Annotated in this window: 19 protein-coding genes; 8 read left to right on the forward strand and 11 right to left on the reverse strand. The window is 72.0% G+C overall.

All coding sequences use genetic code 11. From position 1 onward, the window contains the following. Positions 1 to 430 precede the first annotated feature (430 nt). The 6 genes from ADK36_RS36690 to ADK36_RS36715 all read left to right on the forward strand — a co-directional run bounded on the left by ADK36_RS36690 (position 431) and on the right by ADK36_RS36715 (position 4,973). A complete protein-coding gene (locus ADK36_RS36690) occupies positions 431 to 1,540 on the forward strand; it encodes a sugar ABC transporter substrate-binding protein (RefSeq protein ID WP_234330022.1) in 1,110 nt (369 codons plus the stop codon). Positions 1,541 to 1,698: 158 nt separating this feature from the next. Beyond that, positions 1,699 to 2,037, forward strand: a complete 339-nt coding sequence (locus tag ADK36_RS36695; protein WP_048585821.1) for a MerR family transcriptional regulator — start codon at positions 1,699 to 1,701, stop codon at positions 2,035 to 2,037. Positions 2,038 to 2,268: 231 nt separating this feature from the next. Continuing rightward, positions 2,269 to 2,472 (forward strand): cold-shock protein, encoded by a 204-nt coding sequence (locus ADK36_RS36700; RefSeq protein ID WP_007383480.1) that lies wholly within the window; start codon positions 2,269 to 2,271, stop codon positions 2,470 to 2,472. A 243-nt stretch (positions 2,473 to 2,715) separates the two neighbouring features. Further along, the gene (locus tag ADK36_RS36705; protein WP_048585822.1) at positions 2,716 to 4,224 is read left to right on the forward strand and encodes a DEAD/DEAH box helicase; all 1,509 of its coding nucleotides are present in this window, start codon (positions 2,716 to 2,718) and stop codon (positions 4,222 to 4,224) included. Positions 4,225 to 4,249: 25 nt separating this feature from the next. After that, the gene (locus ADK36_RS36710; protein WP_048585823.1) at positions 4,250 to 4,537 is read left to right on the forward strand and encodes an SCO5918 family protein; all 288 of its coding nucleotides are present in this window, start codon (positions 4,250 to 4,252) and stop codon (positions 4,535 to 4,537) included. A 55-nt stretch (positions 4,538 to 4,592) separates the two neighbouring features. Further along, positions 4,593 to 4,973, forward strand: coding sequence for a hypothetical protein (locus ADK36_RS36715; protein ID WP_048585824.1), 381 nt, complete (start codon positions 4,593 to 4,595; stop codon positions 4,971 to 4,973). Positions 4,974 to 5,087: 114 nt separating this feature from the next. Here the strand turns inward: ADK36_RS36715 and ADK36_RS36720 are convergent, their stop codons facing one another. Then, positions 5,088 to 7,157 (reverse strand): glycoside hydrolase, encoded by a 2,070-nt coding sequence (locus tag ADK36_RS36720; RefSeq protein WP_048585825.1) that lies wholly within the window; start codon positions 7,155 to 7,157, stop codon positions 5,088 to 5,090. A 263-nt stretch (positions 7,158 to 7,420) separates the two neighbouring features. Here ADK36_RS36720 and ADK36_RS36725 point away from each other — a divergent pair, with 263 nt between their 5' ends. Further along, positions 7,421 to 8,428, forward strand: a complete 1,008-nt coding sequence (locus tag ADK36_RS36725) for a LacI family DNA-binding transcriptional regulator (RefSeq protein ID WP_048585826.1) — start codon at positions 7,421 to 7,423, stop codon at positions 8,426 to 8,428. On the opposite strand, the gene ADK36_RS36730 is transcribed toward ADK36_RS36725, so the two are convergent. The 8 genes from ADK36_RS36730 to ADK36_RS36760 all read right to left on the reverse strand — a co-directional run bounded on the left by ADK36_RS36730 (position 8,425) and on the right by ADK36_RS36760 (position 18,968). Further along, entirely contained in the window at positions 8,425 to 8,907 is a 483-nt protein-coding gene (locus ADK36_RS36730) for a universal stress protein (RefSeq protein WP_048585827.1), read from the reverse strand. The genes ADK36_RS36725 and ADK36_RS36730 overlap by 4 nt on opposite strands. Before the next feature lie 29 nt (positions 8,908 to 8,936). After that, positions 8,937 to 10,193: an SLC13 family permease gene (locus tag ADK36_RS36735; protein WP_048585861.1), complete on the reverse strand. Its 1,257-nt coding sequence runs from the start codon at positions 10,191 to 10,193 to the stop codon at positions 8,937 to 8,939. 89 nt (positions 10,194 to 10,282) lie between these two features. Beyond that, positions 10,283 to 11,545: a sensor histidine kinase gene (locus tag ADK36_RS36740; RefSeq protein WP_053200668.1), complete on the reverse strand. Its 1,263-nt coding sequence runs from the start codon at positions 11,543 to 11,545 to the stop codon at positions 10,283 to 10,285. A gap of 112 nt (positions 11,546 to 11,657) precedes the next feature. After that, positions 11,658 to 13,922 carry an MMPL family transporter gene (locus tag ADK36_RS36745; RefSeq protein WP_159391248.1) on the reverse strand — a complete coding sequence of 755 codons (2,265 nt, stop codon included), beginning with the start codon at positions 13,920 to 13,922 and terminating at the stop codon, positions 11,658 to 11,660. A gap of 217 nt (positions 13,923 to 14,139) precedes the next feature. Further along, positions 14,140 to 14,655 (reverse strand): hypothetical protein, encoded by a 516-nt coding sequence (locus tag ADK36_RS36750; protein ID WP_048585830.1) that lies wholly within the window; start codon positions 14,653 to 14,655, stop codon positions 14,140 to 14,142. Between the two features lie 129 nt (positions 14,656 to 14,784). Then, entirely contained in the window at positions 14,785 to 16,089 is a 1,305-nt protein-coding gene (locus ADK36_RS36755) for a DUF2201 family putative metallopeptidase (protein WP_078916628.1), read from the reverse strand. After that, a complete protein-coding gene (locus ADK36_RS47175; protein WP_078916631.1) occupies positions 16,086 to 17,321 on the reverse strand; it encodes an AAA family ATPase in 1,236 nt (411 codons plus the stop codon). The genes ADK36_RS36755 and ADK36_RS47175 overlap by 4 nt, the downstream gene beginning before the upstream one ends. Positions 17,322 to 17,459: 138 nt before the next feature. Continuing rightward, positions 17,460 to 18,968 carry a hypothetical protein gene (locus ADK36_RS36760; protein ID WP_053200671.1) on the reverse strand — a complete coding sequence of 503 codons (1,509 nt, stop codon included), beginning with the start codon at positions 18,966 to 18,968 and terminating at the stop codon, positions 17,460 to 17,462. 239 nt (positions 18,969 to 19,207) lie between these two features. Here ADK36_RS36760 and ADK36_RS36765 point away from each other — a divergent pair, with 239 nt between their 5' ends. Further along, a complete protein-coding gene (locus tag ADK36_RS36765; protein ID WP_053200673.1) occupies positions 19,208 to 20,179 on the forward strand; it encodes an expansin EXLX1 family cellulose-binding protein in 972 nt (323 codons plus the stop codon). Position 20,180: 1 nt separating this feature from the next. Here ADK36_RS36765 and ADK36_RS47180 read toward each other — a convergent pair whose 3' ends face one another. Both ADK36_RS47180 and ADK36_RS36775 read right to left on the reverse strand, forming a co-directional pair. Beyond that, positions 20,181 to 20,729 carry a hypothetical protein gene (locus tag ADK36_RS47180; RefSeq protein WP_078916629.1) on the reverse strand — a complete coding sequence of 183 codons (549 nt, stop codon included), beginning with the start codon at positions 20,727 to 20,729 and terminating at the stop codon, positions 20,181 to 20,183. Then, positions 20,713 to 21,204, reverse strand: a complete 492-nt coding sequence (locus tag ADK36_RS36775; RefSeq protein WP_030050204.1) for an RNA polymerase sigma factor — start codon at positions 21,202 to 21,204, stop codon at positions 20,713 to 20,715. Before ADK36_RS36775 ends, ADK36_RS47180 begins: the two co-directional genes overlap by 17 nt. Between the last annotated feature and the right edge of the window lie 42 nt (positions 21,205 to 21,246).

The following is a 21,246-nucleotide window of genomic DNA, read 5'->3' on the forward strand; positions in this document are numbered from 1 at the left end:
CAGTCTTCCGCGGGTCTTCGCACGGGGAGCCGGTGGGATCGGTGAGATCGGTAAGATCGGTGGGGGGTTGGACGGCACGGATGTTCCTCCATGAATCAGGAGTTCACAGACGGATCACAGCATCCGCCCAACGCCCTTGTGATTCAAGGAATATGAGGAGCAATCAGGTGTCGCGTCGATCGGACGACACCGGTCCACGCCTTCCGGCGGATCCGCCCGGCGCTCCCTCGACGCGGCCGTCGGCTCGCCTACGCTCGCGATCAACGGCGCGGACGACAGGTACGTCCCGCCGGACGACACGGGCGGGTGCTCCCGCAGCGCCCCGGCGCCTGCCCGGCGCCCCGCCCGGCGGCCTATCCTGGCAGTGAGTGGCCGAAGTGACCGGCCAGGGGGTTCCTCGGACGTTCCCGAACGAGCCAGGGAGGCCCCCGTGAGTGCGTACCGGGGTCGTACCCCCCTCATCGCGACCGCGTTGTCGCTGGTCATGGCCGTATCCCTGGCCGCATGCGGTGGCGGGGGATCCGACGACCCGGGCGGGACCGCCTCCGGCGAGGGCGGCTTCAAGGTCGGCCTGTTGTTCAGCCAGGGCGTCCAACCGCGCTGGGAGAACTTCGACAAGCCCCTGATCGAGAAGAAGATCAAGGAGCTGTGCGCGGACTGCTCGATGGACTACGCCAACGCCAAGGGGGATGTCGCCACCCAGCAACAGCAGGTGGAGACCATGATCAACAACGATGTCGAGGTCCTGCTCCTGAGCGCCGTGAACTTCCGCTCCCTGCGCCACTCGGTCGAGCGGGCACACGACGTGGGCATCCCGGTGATCGCCTACGACGGACTCGTCGAGGGCCCGATCGCGGCCTACGTCTCCTTCGACAACGAACGGGTCGGCAGGCTCCAGGGCGAGGCGCTCCTCAGGGCCCTGGGAGAGCGGGCGGACAGCGGCCGGATCGTCATGATGAACGGCCCCCAGACCTCCCCGACCAACGTGGCCTTCAAGAAGGGCGCGCTGTCCGTCCTGCAGGGCCGGGTCCGGATCGGCGAGGCGTACGACACCCCGGGCTGGAGCCAGGAGACCGCCCACACCAACATGGAGAACGCCATCGCCGCGCTGGGCGTCGACGGCATCGACGGCGTCTACGCAGCCAACGACGGACTGGCCGCCGGTGCGATCTCCGCCCTCAAGGCCGCGGGCATCCGGCCGCTGCCCCCCGTCACCGGCCAGGACGCCGACCTCGCGGCCGTGCAGCGCATCGTCAAGGGCGAGCAGTACATGAGCGTCTACAAGCCCTTCAAGGCCGAGGCCGACGCGGCCGCGGAGATGGCCGTCGCCCTCGGCCGCGGCGAGAAGCTCGACGACATCGCCGACACGACGGTCGCCACGGCCACCACCCAGGACATCCCCGCCGTCCTGCTCGACCCCATCCCGGTGACCGTCGACGACATCAGGGCCACCGTGATCAAGGACGGCCTCTACACGATCGCCCAGATCTGCACCCCGGAGACCGCACCCGCCTGTGAGAAGGCCGGCCTCACCGACTGACCGCGGCCGCACCGCTTCCATAAGTCTGTCGCGGCCGAACCACATCTGCGTACCCGGCGGCGTTAGGGTTGGGGCACGAGGCAGATGGTGCTGAACCTTCGCAAGCACGGGTGCCGCGCACGCCCGGGCCCTCACCATGTCCCCGAAACGAAGGTGCTATGCCCGCTGAGAACGTCCCTGTCGCAGGAAACCTCGACGACGACGACTATCCCGCCTACACCATGGGACGCGCCGCCGACGTTCTCGGCATCACCCCCGCCTTCCTCCGCGCCGTCGGCGAGACCGGACTGATCACTCCGCGGCGTTCGGAGGGCGGCCACCGCCGGTACTCCCGCCGCCAGTTGCGCATCGCCGCCCGCGCCCGTGAGCTCGTCGACCAGGGCACCCCCATCGAGGCCGCCTGCCGCATCGTCTCCCTCGAGGACCAGCTGGACGACGCCCTCCGCCTGAACCGGGACATGCGCCGGAGGCTGGACGAGCGCGGCCCGAATACCTAGTCCGGCCGGTACAGAAATACGGGCGACGGCGGGATGAGAATTTCTGAACGGTGCCGAAAAACCCCCGAGCCTTGGGCCCCGACTGTGTTAGCGTGATAGCAGTTGCAGTTTTGGTTGCCAGAGACTTGTTTCTTTGCAGAGCTTTCCGGATCTTTCCGGAGGGGTGATCATCGCGGCGACTCGGATCCGTAAAGTGCGGATTCCGGCACTGCCCCCCAAGGGAGATTCAATATGGCATCTGGCACCGTGAAGTGGTTCAACGCGGAAAAGGGCTTCGGCTTCATCGAGCAGGACGGCGGCGGCGCTGACGTGTTCGCGCACTACTCCAACATCGCCACCTCCGGCTTCCGCGAGCTTCAGGAAGGCCAGAAGGTTACCTTCGACGTCACGCAGGGCCAGAAGGGCCCGCAGGCCGAGAACATCGTTCCCGCCTGACGCTTGACGCGACTTGGAGCTGGGGCCCGCGCTCTTGGGGTGCGGGTCCCAGCTCCATGTTTTCCCCGAGTTCCCGGGATCCCCGGCACCCTCGGAGTCCCCGGAGTTCCCGGGTTACTGACTAGCCCCGGCTTCAGCGCCGAGCGGCATTTCGTATTCCCTCGGCTCATTCTTGTGAATCCGCGTGCGGTCACCACCGCTGGGCAGAATTCCTCGATACGCCGGATCGAGGAAGGTTCCTTCATGAACCGCACCCGCCGTACCGGCGGCAGCTCAGGTCGCGTCCGTGCCCACAAGGCCGGCCGGCAGACCCCCCGAGCACGCTCCACCACCCGCCCGCAGGAGTTCACCCTCCCGGTCACCCTCACCGAACCGCTGCCGGCGGTCGCGACGTTCGCCGAGCTGGAACTGCCCGCACGTCTGCTGACCGCGCTCGGCGCCGAGGGCGTGACCGTGCCCTTCCCGATCCAGGCGGCCACCCTGCCGAACGCGCTGGCCGGACGGGACGTACTGGGCCGCGGACGCACCGGCTCGGGCAAGACGCTCGCCTTCGGCCTGGCCGTACTGGCCCGGCTGGACGGACAGCGGGCCCAGCCCCGGCAGCCGCTCGCCCTGGTCCTGGTACCCACCCGCGAACTGGCCCAGCAGGTCACCGACGCGCTCGCCCCCTACGCCCGCGCCCTGCGGGTGCGGCTCGCCACCGTGGTCGGCGGCATGGCGATCGGCCGGCAGGCGACCGCGCTGCGCAACGGCGCCGAGGTCGTCGTGGCGACGCCCGGCCGCCTCAAGGACCTCATCGAACGCGGCGACTGCCGGCTGGACCAGGTCGCCGTCACCGTCCTGGACGAGGCCGACCAGATGGCCGACATGGGCTTCATGCCGCAGGTGACCGCCCTGCTCGACCAGGTGGCTCCCGGCGGCCAGCGACTGCTGTTCTCGGCCACTCTGGACCGCAACATCGACCTCCTGGTGCGCCGCTATCTGCACGACCCCGTGGTGCACTCGGTCGACCCGTCCGCGGGCGCCGTCAGCACCATGGAGCACCACCTGCTCCACGTGCAGGACGCCGACAAGCACACCACCGCGACCGAGATCGCCGCCCGTGACGGGCGGGTGATCATGTTCCTGGACACCAAGCACGCGGCGGACAAGCTGGCCAAGCACCTGCTGTCCGTGGGGGTGCGGGCCTCGGCCCTGCACGGCGGCAAGTCCCAGCCGCAGCGCAACAAGACGCTCGCCCGGTTCAAGGACGGCGAGGTCACGGTCCTGGTGGCCACCAATGTCGCGGCCCGCGGGATCCACGTCGACGACCTCGACCTCGTCGTGAACGTCGACCCTCCCGGCGACCACAAGGACTATCTGCACCGTGGCGGCCGTACCGCGCGGGCCGGCGAGTCCGGCACCGTCGTCACCCTCGTCCTGCCGCACCAGCGTCGCGCGATGGACCGTCTGATGGCCGACGCCGGCATCACGCCGAGTTCCGCCCGGGTCCGTCCGGGCGAGGCCGAGCTCCAGCGCATCACCGGCGCCCGCACCCCCTCGGGCGTGCCCGTCACCCTCACCCCGCCGGCCGCCGAGCAGAGCGAGCGCACGGGGGCTCCCGGCCGCAGCCGCAGGGGACGCGGCGGCGCCGGCCGCGGCGGCAACGGGCGCGCCGCCGGTCACAGCGGCGGCGGCCGGACCACCGGCCGTGGCGAAAGCGGACGCAGCTCCGGCCGCAGCCGTCGCTCCACCCCGAGGAACACCCCGTAGCCCAGGCAACTCCGTGGAGGCACCCATGCGTTGTGTCATCGCCCGATTCCCCTTCGACCTGACCAAGAGCGAGGTCGAGCAGTCGATGAGCGGCGTCACGCCCGAAGCCGTCGAGGGCGTGGCCGTGACCATCGGCCGTCGCGTCTACCCCGTGATGCAGGTCGGGGAAGTGATCACCCGGCAGAACCGCCGCGACTTCACCTCGGGCGAGATGCGCCGGGCGCTGACCCGGCTGGGTTTCACCTGCCACGACGCCCCTGCGGCCGCCCCGGCCCGCGACACGCGAGCCGACGAGGGTGCGCTGGGCTGGTGACGTCTCGGTCACTGACCACGCCATGACCCCTGCGGTCGGGCTAGGCTCCTGAGACATGACACACCCTGACGACCTGCTCGTCGCGATCGCCGCGATGGTGGAGTCGCGGCACAGCAGCCAGATGTCCCTGACCGTGGTGATCCCGGGAGCCGTCATCACGGGACGGCTGGCCCCCGAGGCCCTGTGGAAGGAACGCGTGGCCGAGGTCCTGCGGGACTCCGAGCACCTGCGGCCCTTCGCCGCCGTGTTCACCCCACCCCAGGGCGACGGCGACCACCGGCCGGGACACGGTGACGGGCCCACACACCTCCACTTCCACGTCGCCCGGATCCTCCAGGGCAGCTTCGGCATCCCCGACACGGGCGGCATGTACCGCGTCGCGCTGAAGGACGTGAGCGCCTGGACCATCGGGGACATCGGCTACTCGGACCAGTGACGGCTCCGCGGTGACACCTTCGCGGTGACGCCCCCGCCACGGCCACCGGGTTTGCGGTGGCGGCGGACGGGGGCGTCGTGGTGACCGCGGGGCGAGGCGCCCGTGGGTGTACGGCTACTCGGTCCGTGCGCCGGCGGCGCTCGTCACGTCTGTCACCTTCCAGCGCTGGTTCGTGCCCGAGTTCGGCTGCCACACTCCGACGGCGGCACCGTCGTTCGTGGCCTGCCCGCCGACGTCCGGGAGCTGACCGGTGGCGGCGTTGACGAGGGTCCAGGTGCCGTCGCCGGTCGTCGACATGATCCACTGGGCGGCGCCGTCGCGGCGGCCCTCGTCGGGCTCGGCCACCAGGGCGCCGGCACGGACGGCCAGGCGCTTGTCCTCGGTCGCCTCGGTGAAGACGTACCGCTTGCGGTTGTCGCTGCCGTTGCCGCTGATCTGCTCCACCCGCCACTGCTGACCGCTGGGGTCGGCGGCGTCGGCGCTCCTGATGACGAGGCCCGTGCCGTTGTCGGCGATGGTGAGGTCCTTGCCGCTCTGGACGCCGGTCAGCCGGTAGGTGTGGCCCTTCTGGAGCTCGGCCGCTTCCTTCGCGACGCCGGACACGCCCTTGACCAGGAACGACGTCACGGACTGGGCGGGCACGGTGACCGTGGCCTGCTTGCCGGTGACACGGACGGCCCGCTGCCGCTCCAGCTTGCCGTCGGCGCTGGTGACCACCGGGGTGACGGTGGCGTGGGAGGAGACGCGGCCGAACTTCGACAGGTCGAGCGTGACCTCGCGCGCCCCGGTGGTGCTGTTGACGTGGACGACGGTCGCCGCGTCGCCCTTGCGGGAGACCGCCGCGGTGCTGGAGGTGTCGTCCGTCTTGATCAGCCGGTCGCCGGGCTTGATGTAGTGGGTGAAGTTACGGGCCGTGTCGAACTTGGTGTTCGTGTAGATCGGGCAGCTTTCGAGCGTGTCCTTCGAGGTGCAGCTGAACGACAGCTGGATCTCGCCCCAGTTGCCGCCCTTCGCGGACTCGCCGCCCGGCTTCATGTTGTCGTAGTCCTCGACAGGCTGCCAGAACACCCAGGCGCGAGGCTCCAGTTCACGCAGGTCGTCGACGATGCGCTGGGCCAGGCCCAGGCCGGGCCGCATGTCCGTGAAGCTCTGGCCGTCGCCCCAGTCGCCCTCGACCTCGCTCATCCACAGCGGCTTGTCGGCCGCCTTGGCCAGGTCGCGCACGGTGGTGCGCTGGCCGGTGCCGTAGGTGTGGACGTTCATCTGGCTGACCAGGTCGCGCACTTCCTGGGGGTAGGAGTTCCAGTTCGTGGCGAAGGTGCCGGGGTTGGTCTCGTCCATCGCGGAGATCTCCGCGTTCGACTTGGACTTCCCCAGCGTCGGGCCCAGTGCGCGGAGCACCTTCTGCTGCAGCTCGGGGCCGATGTGGGCGCCTTCCTGTCGGCCGCCGACGGGCTCGCCGTCCTCGCCCAGCTTGGTGCCCCAGTAGTTGGTGTTCGGCTCGTTGAACGGGTCGAGGGTGTCGACCTTGATGCCGTGCGCCTTCTCAAGGCGTTCGGTGGCACCCACCAGGTACTTGGCGAAGTCGTCCACGGACTCCGTCTTGAGCTGGTCCTTGCCCGCGTCGAAGTTGCCGGAGACGTAGCCGCTCTCGGTCATGAACCACGGCGGGGAGTTGCTGAAGGTCTCCCAGTGGGTGATGTCCTTCTTGATGCGGTCGACCCACCAGCGCTGCGTCTTGTCGGCCTTGTTGTTCCAGTCGGCGGGGTCGTCGGCGTCCCACCAGTCGACGTCCTCGCGGGTGGTGCCGGCCGGGGCCTTCCACCAGCCCTCGACCGCGCCGCCGGCCCGCAGGTAGTCCTTGACGTCCGGGGCGTTGCCGCCGCCGATGTTGTAGCGGGCGATGTTCAGCGCGAGGCCGTCGTCACCGAAGAGGAGCTTGGCGAGCTTCTCGCGTATCGCGGGCGGGTAGTCGCCGGTGGCGTTGGCGAACCAGACCAGGCTGGTGCCCCAGCCCTCGAACTTCTCCTGCTTGTACGAGGGGTCGGGCCGGACCGTGACCGCAGCGGCGGCGGCCGTGTCGGCGGGCGCGGCCGGCAGCGCGGTGGCGGCCAGCACGGTCCCGGTCGCGAGGGCCGTGACGCCGAGCCCCAGGAGCCTTCTCTTACGGGTGCGTTGTGCCATCTCGAGTACTCCAGCTCTTCGGGACCACAGAGGTGCGGTTCGGTGCGATTCGGTGCGTTCTCGTATGGTTTTGGCTCGTAATGTTTACGTAAACATGCGCTGGCGGGATGTCTACACTGTCCGAATCTCAGGGGTCAAGGAGTCGTTCCGGGCCAAAAGTTGCGCAGCCCGGGAAGCGAGGGGACGAAGTGGGCACAGCGGACGGTGACAGCACAGCGGTGAGCACGAGAAAACGCGCCGCCCGCCCCCGCCAGGGCGCCTCCATGGCCGACGTCGCGCGCCTGGCCGGTGTCTCCTCCCAGACGGTGTCGCGCGTCGCCAACGGCTTCCCGGGCGTGACCGAGGAGACCCGGCAGCAGGTCATGGCCGCGATGCGGGAGCTGGGCTACCGGCCCAACAGCGCCGCGCGGGCCCTCAAACGCGGCGAGTTCCGCACCCTCGGCGTGATCACCTTCTCCCTCTCCACCCACGGGAACATCCGCACCCTGGAGGCGATCGCGACCTCCGCCGCCCAGCACGGCTACGCCGTCACGCTGCTGCCTGTCGCCGTTCCCACCCAGGACGAGGTGAACGGCGCCTTCTCCCGGCTCGGGGAACTCGCCGTGGACGCGGTCATCGTCATCATGGAGATCCACCTCCTCGACGCGGCGACGGTCTCGCTGCCGCCCGGCGTCCAGGTCGTGGTGGCCGACTCGGACGCCGGCGACCGCTACACCGTCGTCGACACCGACCAGGCGGGCGGCGCCCGCGACGCCGTACGGCATCTGCTGGACCTCGGCCATGCCACGGTGTGGCACCTGGCCGGCCCCGAGGGCTCCTTCGCCGCCCAGCGCCGGGCCAACGCGTGGCACGGCGCCCTCACGGAGGCGGGCGTGGCCCCACCGCCCCTGGTGCGCGGCGACTGGTCGGCGGAGTCGGGTTACCGCGCCGGTCTCCGGCTGGCCGAAGAGCGGGACTGTACGGCGGTGTTCGCGGCCAACGACCAGATGGCCCTGGGCCTGCTGCGCGCCCTCCACGAACGCGGCCGCAAGGTCCCCGACGACGTCAGCGTCATCGGCTTCGACGACCTCCCCGAGTCCGCGTCCTTCCTCCCCCCGCTCACCACCATCCACCAGGACTTCGCCGAGGTGGGCCGCCTCTGCGTCGAGGGCGTCATCGACAAGATGCGACACGGCGACATCGCGCACGGCACGACGCTGGTGCCGACGCGGCTCGTACGGCGCGCGAGCACGAGTTCGCCGCGGCCTGTCCGCGAGGGGGCCCGGGGCTAGGGCCTGTCCGGCAGCGTCGTCAGGTCCGGGGCGGACTCCGGCCAGACCAGGAGCAGGGGGCAGGGGGCGTGGTCTACGACGAAGCGGCCGGGCGGGGCGAGGCTGGGCGGGCCGACGCGGGTGCGGTCGCCGTCGCGGGCCAGGACGAGCAGGTCGGCGCCGTCCGTCGCGGCGAGGACCTCGCGCTCGGCGCGGCCGGTGCGTTCGACGCGGGTGCAGGGGCGGCCGAGGCGGTCGGCGGCGGCCTGGAGGAGGGTCTCGGCGGAGGCGGCGGCGAGCTGTTCGACGCGGGTGCCGGGATCGCGTTCCGGATGGCCGCGGCCGAGGAGGCCGGCGAACGCACCGTGAGCGGCGTCCGCGATGTCCTGCCCGGTGATGTGCAGCAGGACGATCTCGGCGTCCTCCGGCGCATGCCGCCGCGCGGCGTCCACGCAGGCGGGCCAGGTGCCCTCGACGATCCAGACGACGACCACCGCCATGCGACCAGCCTCCTCGGGTCAGGCTCGGGTCAAGCTCCGATCACGACCAGTGACGCCCACAGTGCCAGCACCGAGGCGCACAGGCTCGCCGGTACGGCGTACAGGCCGAGCCGGGTGAACTCGCCCAGCTGCACCTCCGCGTCGTGGGCGTGCACGATACGCCGCCACAGCAGAGTGGCCAGGGAGCCGGCGTAGGTGAGGTTGGGGCCGATGTTCACCCCGAGCAGCACGGCGAGGACGGCGCCGGGGCCGGATGTGGCGGCCAGTGGGAGCAGGACCAGGACCGCGGGCAGGTTGTTGATCACGTTGGCCAGTACGGCGGCCAGCGCGGCGATCCCGAGCAGGGCGAGCAGCCCGGTGCCGTCGGGGAGCAGGTGGCCCAGGGCGGTGTCGAGCCCGTTGTCGACGACCGCGCGGACCACGATCCCCAGGGCCAGGACGAACGCCAGGAACGGCACCGAGACCGAACGCAGCAATGCCTTCGGCGTCGTACGGCGGCGCAGCAGGGACCGTACGGCGAGGACCACCGCGCCCGCCAGGGCCGCCCAGGCCGGATCGACACCGAGGGCCGAGGTCAGCACGAACCCGGCCAGTGTGCACGCGACGGTCACCAGGGCGAACAGCGGCAGTTCGGGGGCGTCGCCGGTGGGCGGGGCCTGCGCCCCGGCGTCCAGGTCGGTGGCGAAGAAACGCCGGAAGACCACGTACTCCACGGCGATCGCGGCCACCCACGGCAGCGCCATCAGCGCGGCGAACCGGGTGAAGCTCAGCCCGCTGGCCGCGAACGCCAGCAAGTTGGTCAGGTTGGACACCGGCAGCAGCAGGGAGGCCGTGTTCGACAGGTGGGTGCAGGCGTAGACGTGCGGTTTGGGGCGGGCGCCGAGCCGGGCGGCGGTGGCGAACACCACGGGGGTGAGCAGCACGACCGTGGCATCCAGGCTCAGTACGGCCGTGATCGCCGACGCGGCCAGGAACACCTGCGCCAGCAGCCGGCGCGGCCGGCCCGCCGCCGTACGCGCCATCCAGGCCCCGCAGGCCTGGAACAGCCCCTCGTCGTCGCAGAGTTGGGCGAGGACCAGTACGGCCGCGAGGAAGCCGATCACCGGTCCGAGCTGTTCGGCCTCGTCCAGTGCGTGGCCCGGGGAGATCGCCCCGGTGGCCACCACCAGCACCGCGGCCGGTACGGCGACCACGGCCTCCGGCCAGTTGAAGGGACGGACGACGGCACAGACCAGCACGAGGACGAGCATGGCCACGGACAGGGTCTCCGCGAGCGGGGTGTTCAGGGTCGGTCCTTCCGTGCGATGGCGGACGGGCCGCCGGGGGTCTCGCCGCACGGTACGCGGTCTGGGTAAGCAGATCGACGAGCAGGAGATCAGTCTTCGGCGTCGTACGGCTGGAGCGGGAGTGCGGTGGTGACCTCGAAGCCGCCCTCGGGACGGTGACCGGCGCACAGGTCGCCGCCGATGGAGCGGGCACGCTCGCGCATGCCCATGACCCCGAAGCCCCGGCCCTGCGTGGCCTCCCCGGCCGCCGCGGCATCCACCGGGTCCACGGGGTCCACGGCATCCGCGGCCACCGGCCCGTCGTTGCTGACCGTGATCATCAGCCGCGACCCCGTGTACGCGAACCGGACGTGCGCGGCAGCGGTGGAGGCGTGCTTGGCGACGTTGGTGAGCGCCTCCTGGACGATCCGGAAGGCGGTCAGATCGACGCCCGGGGACAAGTGCCGCGGCTCGCCTTCCGTGGTGAGCGTGACCTTGAGCCCGGCCGACGCGCACGCCGAGACCAGCTCGGGCAGACGGGCGAGCCCCGGCGACGGCTCCAGCGGCGCGGAGTCCGGGTCGCCGTTCTGCCGCAGCAGCCCCAGCGTGGCCTTCAGCTCGCGCAGCGCGGACGACGTGGTGCCGGTCAGGTCGGTGAGGATCGCCTTCGTCTGCTCCGGACTGGTCAGCGCGAGGTGCGCGGCGGTACCGGCCTGGGCGTTGGCGAGGGCCATGTGGTGGGCGACGACGTCGTGCAGCTCACGGGCGATCCGCATGCGTTCCTCGGTGACACGCAGCCGGGCCTCCTCCTCCCGGGTGCGCTCGGCGTGTTCGGCGCGGGCCTGCACCGCCGCCAGGTAGGCGCGGCGCAGCCGGGTCATGGTCCCGGCGGCGAGGGGCAGCATCAGCCAGAACAACGGGCCGATCGTTCTGAGCAGCAGCGAGAGGTGGTCCATGGAGTCGGAGATCGCCGCCGCGACGATCACCGCCACCAAAGTGGTGATGCCGTAGACGCGGGTGGCCCTGCGGTCGGCGAGAACGGCCAGCCAGTAGAGCGCCGCCATGACGGGTGCCAGCAGCAGCGGAGTGAGCAGGTACCCGAGCGCGACCACGGTCACGCCGCAGGCCGCGGACACGACGAGGGCGGTGCGCGGGTGGGTGCGGTGCTTCAGCAGGGCGAGGCAGGACACGCCGAGCAGCACGACCGCGGCCTTGTCCCGGTCCGGCGGGTCGGCGCCGGGCAGGGTGAGCATGCTGCCGAGGACACCGCAGCCCATCAGCGACATGACCAGCACCACGTCGATGGCGAGGGGGTGGCGCTCCGAGAACCCCTCGATGCGGTCCGCGTAGCGTCGCTCCGGGCTGGTGGTCATCGTGCTCTCCGGTCGGTGGGCTCGGTCCATGGTGGACGCATGCGGGGACGAACGGCCGACGGAACCGCCCGTGTCCTTCGTCACGAGCGGCCCCGGTGGGGGTGGGGCAGGATCAGGTACGAGCGACGTCCAGGTCGGCAGCCGCGGCCGGACCCGTCGACGCTTCCGCCTCCGTCTTCGTCTCCGCGTCCGCGTCCATCTCCGTCTCCGTCTCCGTCTCCGGCCCTCGGCTGAGCGCCTCCCCCTCCACGTCCACGCGGGGCAGGATCCGGTCCAGCCACTTCGGCAGCCACCAGGCCCTGCCGCCGAGGAGGGCGAGTACGGCCGGCACGATCGCCATCCGTACGACGAAGGCGTCGAGGAGTACGGCCGTCGCGAGCCCGAACCCGATCATCTTGATCATGGAGTCGCTCTCCCCGATGAACCCGGCGAAGACCGCGATCATGATCAGCGCGGCGGCCACGACCACGCGGGCGCTGTGCCGGAAGCCGGACATGACCGCCTGGTGGGCCGACTCTCCGTGGACGTACGCCTCCCGCATCCGCGAGACGAGGAAGACCTCGTAGTCCATGGCGAGCCCGAAGACGATGCCCACCAGGAAGATCGGCATCAGGCTCATGATCGGCCCGGTCTGCTCCACGCCCAGCAGTTCGGCGCCGTGCCCCTGCTGGAACACCACGACCACGGCGCCGAGGGCCGCCAGCACCGACAGCAGGAAGCCGAGGGCCGCCTTCAGCGGGACGAGCAGCGACCGGAAGACGACCAGCAGCAGCACGATCGCCAGCCCGACCACCACTACCAGATACGGCACCAGCGCGGCCTGCACCTTGTCGGCGATGTCGATGTTCATCGCGGTGGTGCCGGTGACCTCGAAGGTCGCCCCGGTCTCGGCCTCGACCCCGTCGCGTTCGCCCCGGATGGTGGTGACCAGGTCCTTGGTCTTCTCGTCGGTAGGCGCGGTGGACGGCACGACCGAGAAGACGGCGGTGTCACCGGCGTCGTTGAAGCGGGCCGGAGAGACGGACACGACGCCCTTCGTGCCGGCGATCTCGTCGGAGATGGCGCTGACGGCGCCCTTGGCGTCCTCGTCGCCCTTGGCGTCCACGACGACGGTCAACGGCCCGTTGAAGCCCGGCCCGAAGGCGTCGGCGAGCGCGTCGTAGGCCCGCCGCTCGCTGGTGGAGGTCGACTTGGCCTCGTCGCCGGGCATGCCCAGCTGAAGGTCGGTCATCGGCAGGGCGAGCGCCCCGAGTCCGACGACACCGAGCAGCAGTACGGGCAGGGGACGCCGCAGCACGAACCGCGCCCAGCGGGTACCGCCGTTGTCGTGTCGGTCTTCTCCCGTACGGCCGCTCTTGCGGGCCTGCCTCGGGAGTACGGCGTTCGGCCAGAAGCCGAGGAACGCGGGGACGAACGTCAGCGCGATGAGCACGGCGACGACGACCGCGCCCGCCGCGGCCAGCCCCATCTTGGTGAGCATCGGGATGCCGACGACCGCGAGCCCGGCCAGCGCGATGACGACGGTGAGCCCGGCGAAGACGACCGCGGAGCCGGCCGTACCGACCGCGAGTCCGGTCGCCTCCTGCGGCGTACGGCCCTTGGCGCGCTCCTCCCGGTACCGCGAGACGACGAAGAGGGCGTAGTCGATGCCGACCGCGAGGCCCAGCATCATGGCGAGGGTGCCGGTCGTGGTGGACAGCCCGAGTGCGTCGGACAGCGCCAGGATGGTCGCCATGCTGACGCCGATGCCGATGACGGCGGTCAGCAGCGGCAGCCCGGCGGCGGCGAGGGACCCGAAGGTGACGAGGAGTACGACGGCGGCTATCGCGACGCCGATGACCTCGGCCATCCCGCCCGGACCGCCACCGTCGCCCATGGCGCTCCCGCTGGCCTCGACGGTCAGCCCGGAGTCCCGGGCCTGCGCGAGGGTGTCCTCCAGGTGCGTCTTGCTGGCGTCGGTGAGTTCGCCGGCGCCGACCTTGTAGGTGACGGTCGAGTAGGCGGTCGTACCGTCCTTGCTGACCGCCCGCGCCTGGAACGGGTCCGCGGCGCCGGCGACCTGCGACCCGTCGCCCAGCTCGGCCACGGCCGCCTCGACGGCCTTCTTGTTCTCGGTGGCGGTCACCTTCTCGCCGCCCGGCGCGACGAACACGACCCGCGCGGTGGCGCCGTCGGCCGTGGCGCCCGGGAAGCGCTGCTCCATCAGGTCGAACGCCTTCTGCGACTCGATGCCCGGCATCGAGAACTCTTCGTCGACCGCGCCCGGGGCCTTCAGCGCGCCCAATCCGACGGCGGCCAGGACGGCCGCCCAGACCAGGGCGACGTACCAGCGCCGCCGGAAGGCCAGACGGCCCACTCGATACAGGAAAGTAGCCACGGCAGGGGGTCTCCACATCTGGGACTCGAACGTCTGCCCAGACTCTCGGGAGCGGGGGTGCCGTGTCGTCGTGCGGCTGCCGACAATCGCCGGTACTGAGAACGCAGTACGGGCGGGGCGCCAGGTCCGCCCAAGGGACCAGGCCCGGCGAGCGTCGGTCGTACGACGCTCGCTCGGTGCCTGGTCCGCTGCCCGCCGGTCGCGGCTCGGGCGAGGCTCAGCCGTAGAGGGCCACCCTCGGGTGCACGGTGCCCTCCGCCTCGGTGGTGAGGACGGTGATCCGGTAGACCTCCGTCAGGGTGTCCCCCGCGTGCAGCGTGCGCTGGGCGGCGGTGAGGTCGGTGAACAGGGTGCCGGTCTGGCTGCCGAGTTCCACGGCCTCCCAGCAGCCGGTCGCGGTACGCCGCTCGACCCGCACGTCGGCCGGCTTCAGGAAGGGCCCGCCGTCCGGCGACTCCACGAGGAGCTGCGGGGCGACCGTCCGATCCGCCGACGAGTCGTTGCGGTAGGTGACGGTGACCTCGTGACTCACGTCGTCCGCGACGAGGGCGCTGGTGGACAGGTCGACGAACTCGGTGGGTATGGCAGGCGTCTGTCCGGGCAGGGCCGTGGACGTCGCGGTGCTGGACTGCGGCGTGGCCGCCACGGCCGGTCCTGCCGTGGCGACGCCGCCCAGGAGCGCCGCCATGAGGACCAGGGCGGCGACCCTGGGACGGCTGATCTTCAACGACACGTTGGCTGATCCTTCGGATTCGCTCGGGTAACTGGTGTTCCCCCCGTCCATGACTGCCGCCAGGGACGTGACCAAGGTACCCAAGCGCTTTCTAGAGGGGTTCGCCGAGGCGGGTTGGCGGGTTGGGGGCTACCCGATGTCAACCACCCGCGCCCACGCGGGCGGTGAGTCCGGCACGTACTCGGGATCGTCCTCGTCGTACCGCCGGTACCCGTGCTGCCGGGGAAACAGCCCGACCACCGTCCGGCACGGTGGTCGTTCGCTCGGCCACGGGGTCTGACCGTCTGTCAGGGCCACGATGACATCGGGCCGGGGGCGTGCGCGCAGCGCTCTGGTGAAGCCCGCGCGCAGGTCCGTGCCCCCGCCTCCGACCAGCGGAATTCCCTCGGCGCGGCACACTCGGTGGACACCCGCGGCCGCCGCGTCGCACGGCACCACGCTGACCAGGTCGCGGCGCCCGCCCACCGCGCGGGAGATCGCGGCGACCTCCAGGAGCGCGCTGCCCAGCTCGGCGTCGCTCACCGATCCGGACGTGTCGATGACGACGCTGACGCGGGGCGGCGTGCGCCGCAGGCTCGGCAGGACGGCGCCGGGGACCGAGGCGGAGCGGCGCGACGGGCGGCCGTAGGTGTAGTCCTCGCCGGCACCGGGGCCACCGGCGGCCGACCGCACCGCCGCCCCCAGCAACTCCCGCCAGGGCTGCGGCGGATGGAACGCCTCCTCCGCCCACCGTTGCCACCCCTGCGAGGCGCTGCCCGGACGCCCGGTGATGCCCTGCGCGACCCGGAACCGGACCGCGTCCCGTTCCTGCGCGCTGAGGCCGTGCGCGCCGTCCGCCCCCAGGTCCCACTCCCGCTCCAGCCCGTCGGCGCCGCTGCCGCAGTCCAGCCAGGCCAGATCCTGCGTCCGCGGACCCAACCGGAACTGGCGCAGATAGTCCTCCATGAGCTGGCCCTCGGGCAGCAGCAGGGTGGCCGGTTCGACGGCCCCCTCCGGCCGGGCCAGCCCGTCCCCGTACACGTCGTCGTTGATCTCGCAGTCCGCGGCGATGTTCATCCGCAGCCGTTCCCCCGGCCCGGTCAGCCCGCGCTCACGCGCCACCCGGTCGCCGCGCCCGTGATGATCCCGCAGCAGATGCGACACCTCGTGCACCCACACCCCGGCCAGCTCCTCCACCGGCGTCCGCTCCACGAACGCCGGTGACACATAGCAGCGCCAGTGCCGGTCGACGGCCATCGTCGGCACCCGCCGCGACTCGACGACGTGCAGGGCGAACAGCGCGGTCGCCAGGTAGGGGCGTACCCGGGCGGCGTGCAGACGGGCGGAGAAGAGCTTGTCGCGGTTCAGGGGGCGGGGTGGGGATTGGGGCGGCAATTGGAGTGGGGATTGGAGTGAAGCCTGGACTGGAGCCTGGACTGGAGCCCGGGAGGTCATCGCTTCCCCGCCTTCGCCGCGGCCGCGGCGGTCCGGGTCGCCGCGTGATCCGCTCGCCGGGACAGGGAGACCACTCCGGCGAGCCGCTCGATCGACGCCGGTACGTCCCAGTCCTCCTGCCGCAGCGAGGCGAGCGTGGACGCGGGGACCACGACCAGGTCCGGGGCCCCGGTCTCCACCGCCCGCACCAGAAGCGCCCACGCCGCATCCCAGCGGGACCTGTCCGGGCGCGCCCGGACCGCCTCCACGACACCGTCCAGCGCGGCCTGCCGCAGATCCCCCCGCTCGGGCAACTCCGCCCCCGCCGGGTCGCCGAGCAGCACCTCGGGGTCCGGCAGGTCCATCCGGTCCACGGCGGCCAGCAGCTCCAGCCCCGGCCCGTCCCCCACCGTGCCCCGCACCAGCAGGGAGAGCACCTCCCGCGAGGCCCCGGCCGCGGTGGCGAAGGCGACCAGACACTGCGTCATCTCCCAGCTCCGGGGCGAGGGCCACGGACCACCCCGCCGTGTCTCGCTGTTGGGCAACCGGTGCACCAGCGCCGGCCGCCCGGAGAGCAGCCCGCACACCGCACGACGAGCGAATCCGACGGCCTCCGGCAGCTTCCCGGGGTCGAGGCGGGGCAGGGTCGCCCGGGGCCAGGTCCCACCCAGCCCCCGTACGACGACCTCGTGATCATGGGTCCACTGAAGATGCACGAACCTGTTGGCCAGCGGCGCGCTCAGCTCCCACCCGTCCGCCGCCGACGACCGCGGATTGGCGGCGGCCACGATCCGCACCCCCGGCGGCAGCCGCAGGGCACCGATCCGCCGCTCCAGCACCAGCCGCAGCAGCGCGGCCTGCACCGCCGGCGGCGCGGTCGACAACTCGTCCAGGAACAGCAGCCCCCGCCCGGCCTTCACCAGCCGTACGGCCCAGTCCGGCGGCGCCATGGGCACACCCTGTACCGCGGGGTCGTCCCCGACGACGGGCAGCCCGGAGAAGTCCGACGGCTCGTGGACGCTCGCGATCACCGTGGTGAGCGGGAGCTCCAGCGCGGCGGCGAGCTGGGTGAGCGCCGCGGTCTTGCCGATCCCCGGCTCACCCCAGAGGAGAACGGGCAGATCGGCGGCCACGGCCAGGGTGAGGGCTTCCAGTTGTGCGTCGGGGCGGGGTTCGGTGGTGGTGTCGCGGAGGAGGGCCAACAGGTCGGAGGCCACGTCGAGTTGGGAGGAGGGCGGGGTACATGTGTTCATGTTCACCGTCGTGGTCGTGGTCGTGGTCATGTGGGATCACCTGTGGGTTCGTCATGGGAAGGGCGTGCGGTGCGGGGACATGCGGGCGAGCTCAGCGGCCGCCCGCAGATCGGTCGAGGCCGTACGGCGTGGGGTTGGTCAGGGACGCTGCGCGTGGCGGGCGTGCGCGCGCCGGCTCCGGGGCCGGGATCGGGGTCGGTCCCGCTCGTCGTAGCGGACCCGCCCCGGCCCGGGACCGATCAGCCCCGCTCTGAACAGCCCGTACGTGATCCGCTGCCGCGCCGCCGCCTCCAGTTCGTCCCGCAGCGCACCGTCCCGCAGCACCGCCGCTGGGCCCAACAGCCCCTCGACGACAGCCAGCGCACCGGCGATGTCGCCGTGGTCGAGGCGCTCGCGTACGTCGGGCAGACACTCGGGATGCCGGTGCGCCTCGTCGATGGCCTGGAGGCAGGGGAGCGGCGTGCCGGTCAGGGCGGCCAGCAGTTCCTCCCGCTGGATCTCGGCGGGGTCGTGGTCCAGGGGAGCCAGTACGCCGTCGACCAGACCGATGCGATGCCGGGCACCCCGGCAGTCCACCGGACGCGGCTGCCCTACGCGCTCCACCGGCCCGGACGCCGGGGGCGTACGACTGGCCCGGGGCGACGACGAGTCCGTTTCCGGTACGAGTGCGGAGGCGACCAGTGGGTGCAGCCGCTCGGCCTCGATCGCTCCGGCCCGGAGCAACTCCAGGTCGGGCAACACCCAGGTCGCGGCGTCGGGCAGCACCGGAAGGGCGGACGTACGCCCCTTGGCAGCGGCGGCCACGATCCGCAGTCCGCCCGTGTCACCTCCCCCGCCCTCGTCCCCGATTCCCTGCAGCACCAGCCGATGCCGGCCCCTCAGCCGCACGAGCACGTCCCCAACGGACCGTCCCTCGGCTCGGAGCAGCATCCGGGCCTCGTCCGCCCACCGGTCGACGGCACAGCCAGGGCCGTACGGCGACTCGGCTCCCATCAGGTCGGAGCCCAGCCCCACCCCCGCCCGCATCCGCAGCTCACCGGCCCTGCGCGCATCCCACAGATGCCGGTGCAGATCGAACCGGAACCGCCTGCTGGGACGAGGATGCGGATGCGGAGATGGAGACGGATGCGGAGGGGGATGTGGAGGGGGATCTGGATAAGGCCCCCGGGACGACCGGCCCCCGTCCCACAGCGCGAGGCTGATCCGCTGACCGGCGTCGGCCCACGCAGGCGCGGTCCGCACCACTAGGTACACCGCGCCCCCGCCGTCCCGCCCCCCGCCGCCGTACTTGGCCAGCGCGAGGGTCAGCCCCGGCCGCAACAGGCCGTCGGGAGCGATCCTCGGCATGTGCCAGCGCAGGAGGTCGGGAGCGAGATGCCGTAGGTCGTCCCGGACACGGGCGGCGAGTTCCCGACCGTAGTCACGCACCACGGAACGCAGTTGGAGATCGACGTCGACCCCGGCGGCAGCACACGCTCCCGCCCAGTCCCCCGCCAGTCGGCGGGCGGTCGCGGTCTCGATCATGGAGGCCGGCACGGCGAACTCGCGCACGCGCGGCCAGAAGGAAGGCCCGGCAGGCCCGGAGGACCCAGAGGCCCCGGAGGACCCGGAGGGTCGGGAATCCCCGTTCGCGGTCTGAGTGCCCATCAGCACTCACCTTGCGCGGACGGGACCCCCAATCTGGCAACAGAGTGAGTCGTCATCGCGGGCGAGCGTAACGCCGCCCGCGCCGAGCCGCCAGGGAATTTCCGTGCCGGGGGACCGGTGGCCCCGAACCCGGCAACCTTTCCGCCCCCGGCGCCCACTGACACACGGGCGACTCTCCGCACCGCGCAGGAGCCCCACGCCCACGCACATCCACACCCACCCACACCCAGGACTCATCCGTGGCATCCCCTTCGCACCGCCGGTCCCCCGGCAAGTGGCGCAACGCCCTCGTCCCCGCCGTGGTCGTGGCAGCCGTCGCACTCGCCGCATCCCTGCTCATGGCCCTGCGTCCCGACGGCGCGTCCACGGCGGGTCACACCACGACCGCGCCCACCACCGGCAGCCGGTCGGCATCCCCACCGACGCCCCCGAGCCCGAAACCGGCCCCGAAGCCGAAACCGAAGAAACCGTCCAAGGCGTCCCCGGACGCCCCCACGGCGGCGAAGACCACCCCGCCGCCCGGCACGGCCACCGCACCGGCACGCTCCTCGGCCAAGAGCACCACCCCGCAGCGGGCGTCGGGCTCGGCACCACTGGCGGGACGTATCCGCCCCGGCACCGCCTACGAGGGAGTCGCCACCTTCTACGACACCGGAAACGGTGACGGCGCCTGCCTGTACGGCCCCACCGCCGACGTCATGACGGCGGCGATGAACCACACGGACTACGAGACCGCCAAGGCCTGCGGTGCCTACATCCTGGTCCGCGCGGCCGGCGGCGCCTCCGTGACGGTCCGCGTCACCAACGAATGCCCCCTCCCCTGCGCCCCCGGCCAACTCGACCTGAGCGCCCAGGCGTTCGCCAAGCTCGCGGCCCCCTCGGCCGGCCGCATCCCGATCACCTGGAGCCTGTTGAGCCCCGAGACGTCCGACAAGATCGCGATCCGCTACAAGACCGGCTCCAGCAGCCACTGGTGCGGCATCCAGGCGACAGGCCACCGCAACCCCCTGGCCCGGCTGGAGGTCCGCGACGGCAGCGGCTGGCGACAGCTGCCCCGCACGGAATACAACTACTTCCTCTCCGAGCAGGGGAGCGGATGCGGGGGCGCGATCAGGATCACGGACATCTATGGGGAGGCGTTGACGGTCGAAGGGATCTCGATCCGCCCGGATGTCGCACAACCGACCCGGGTCCAGTTCGCGCCACGCTGACCTACGGGCGAGGCGTGCCCGTATCGGTCGCCGCGACGCCACCCCTCGTCGGATCCGCCGACGCCCCCACGTCCTCCGCCGTCGGAGTCGCCGACGGCGCGGCTGTCGGCTCCGCCGGACCGCTCGGCGTCGGCCGGGTCCCCTCGGTACGGGAGGTCTCCGTGGGCTCGGCGGTCGCGGCCTGCGGGGGCACCGTCGGGGTGGGTGACGCCGTGCGGGGCGAGGACGCCGACGGGCTCGGCACCGCCGACGGGGCCGGGGGCGTCGTACGGTCCGTTGCCGGCGGCGGGGCGAGCGGGGGTGCGGGGGAGGTCGGGCCGTCGGACGTCCCCATCTGGAGGGGTAGCGCGACGAGGAGGGCCGCGGCGCAGGTCAGGGCCGCCCCGATCGACGCCCGGACCACGCGCCGGCGGGTCGCCCTGCGGCGGATCGCCTCGTAACTGCCGGGGGGCGGGGCGAGGTAGTCGGGGGACGGGCGGAGGATCACCGCGAGGGGGTCGTCGGTGGCCGACTCCGGATCGTCCGCGTCGTCGTCAAAGCGTGTGGTCAAGGCTCCTCCTCAGATGGACGCGGAGCAGTTCGCGGGCCGCGTGGAGGTCGGCCTTGACGGTTCCTTCCTTACGTCCGGTCAGCACGGACACCTCCCGGATCGGCATGTCAGCGTAGTAGTGGAGGAGGATCGGGGTGCGGAGGCGTTCGGGGAGGGACTGGACCAGCAGCCGGACCGACGGGTCCGCCTGTTCCGTGTGGGCGTTGACCGCCGCCTCCGTCGTCACCCGGCGCATCGCCTTCCGCTCGCGCTCCAGCTTGCGCCAGTGGTCCCGGACCAGGTTCGCCGCCGTGACGTAGAGGAAACCGCGCGGCTCCTCCACCCGGCTCCAGCGGGCCCAGAGCCGGGTGAACGCCTCGGAGGCGATCTCGTGGGCCGTCTCGTCGTCGTCGACCAGACGGCGGCACCAGCCTGCGAGGCGCGGATAGAGGGCGGCGAACAGCTCGGACGCAGCCTTGTCGCGGGACCGTTTCAACGCTCTCCATGGTCGTGAGGAAACCTGCACGGTACTGGTGGG

This window comes from Streptomyces viridochromogenes, assembly GCF_001270495.1.
Lineage (GTDB): Bacteria > Actinomycetota > Actinomycetes > Streptomycetales > Streptomycetaceae > Streptomyces > Streptomyces viridochromogenes_A.

Bases quoted from the DNA above. Each gene is read 5' to 3' on its own strand.
- ADK36_RS36695 (WP_048585821.1), top strand. From the start codon at position 1,699: ATGCCCGCTGAGAACGTCCCTGTCGCAGGAAACCTCGACGACGACGAC.
- ADK36_RS36700 (WP_007383480.1), top strand. From the start codon at position 2,269: ATGGCATCTGGCACCGTGAAGTGGTTCAACGCGGAAAAGGGCTTCGGC.
- ADK36_RS36705 (WP_048585822.1), top strand. From the start codon at position 2,716: ATGAACCGCACCCGCCGTACCGGCGGCAGCTCAGGTCGCGTCCGTGCC.
- ADK36_RS36710 (WP_048585823.1), top strand. From the start codon at position 4,250: ATGCGTTGTGTCATCGCCCGATTCCCCTTCGACCTGACCAAGAGCGAG.
- ADK36_RS36715 (WP_048585824.1), top strand. From the start codon at position 4,593: ATGACACACCCTGACGACCTGCTCGTCGCGATCGCCGCGATGGTGGAG.
- ADK36_RS36720 (WP_048585825.1), bottom strand. From the start codon at position 7,157: ATGGCACAACGCACCCGTAAGAGAAGGCTCCTGGGGCTCGGCGTCACG.
- ADK36_RS36725 (WP_048585826.1), top strand. From the start codon at position 7,421: ATGGCCGACGTCGCGCGCCTGGCCGGTGTCTCCTCCCAGACGGTGTCG.
- ADK36_RS36730 (WP_048585827.1), bottom strand. From the start codon at position 8,907: ATGGCGGTGGTCGTCGTCTGGATCGTCGAGGGCACCTGGCCCGCCTGC.
- ADK36_RS36740 (WP_053200668.1), bottom strand. From the start codon at position 11,545: ATGACCACCAGCCCGGAGCGACGCTACGCGGACCGCATCGAGGGGTTC.
- ADK36_RS36755 (WP_078916628.1), bottom strand. From the start codon at position 16,089: ATGACCTCCCGGGCTCCAGTCCAGGCTCCAGTCCAGGCTTCACTCCAA.
- ADK36_RS47175 (WP_078916631.1), bottom strand. From the start codon at position 17,321: ATGAACACATGTACCCCGCCCTCCTCCCAACTCGACGTGGCCTCCGAC.
- ADK36_RS36760 (WP_053200671.1), bottom strand. From the start codon at position 18,968: ATGGGCACTCAGACCGCGAACGGGGATTCCCGACCCTCCGGGTCCTCC.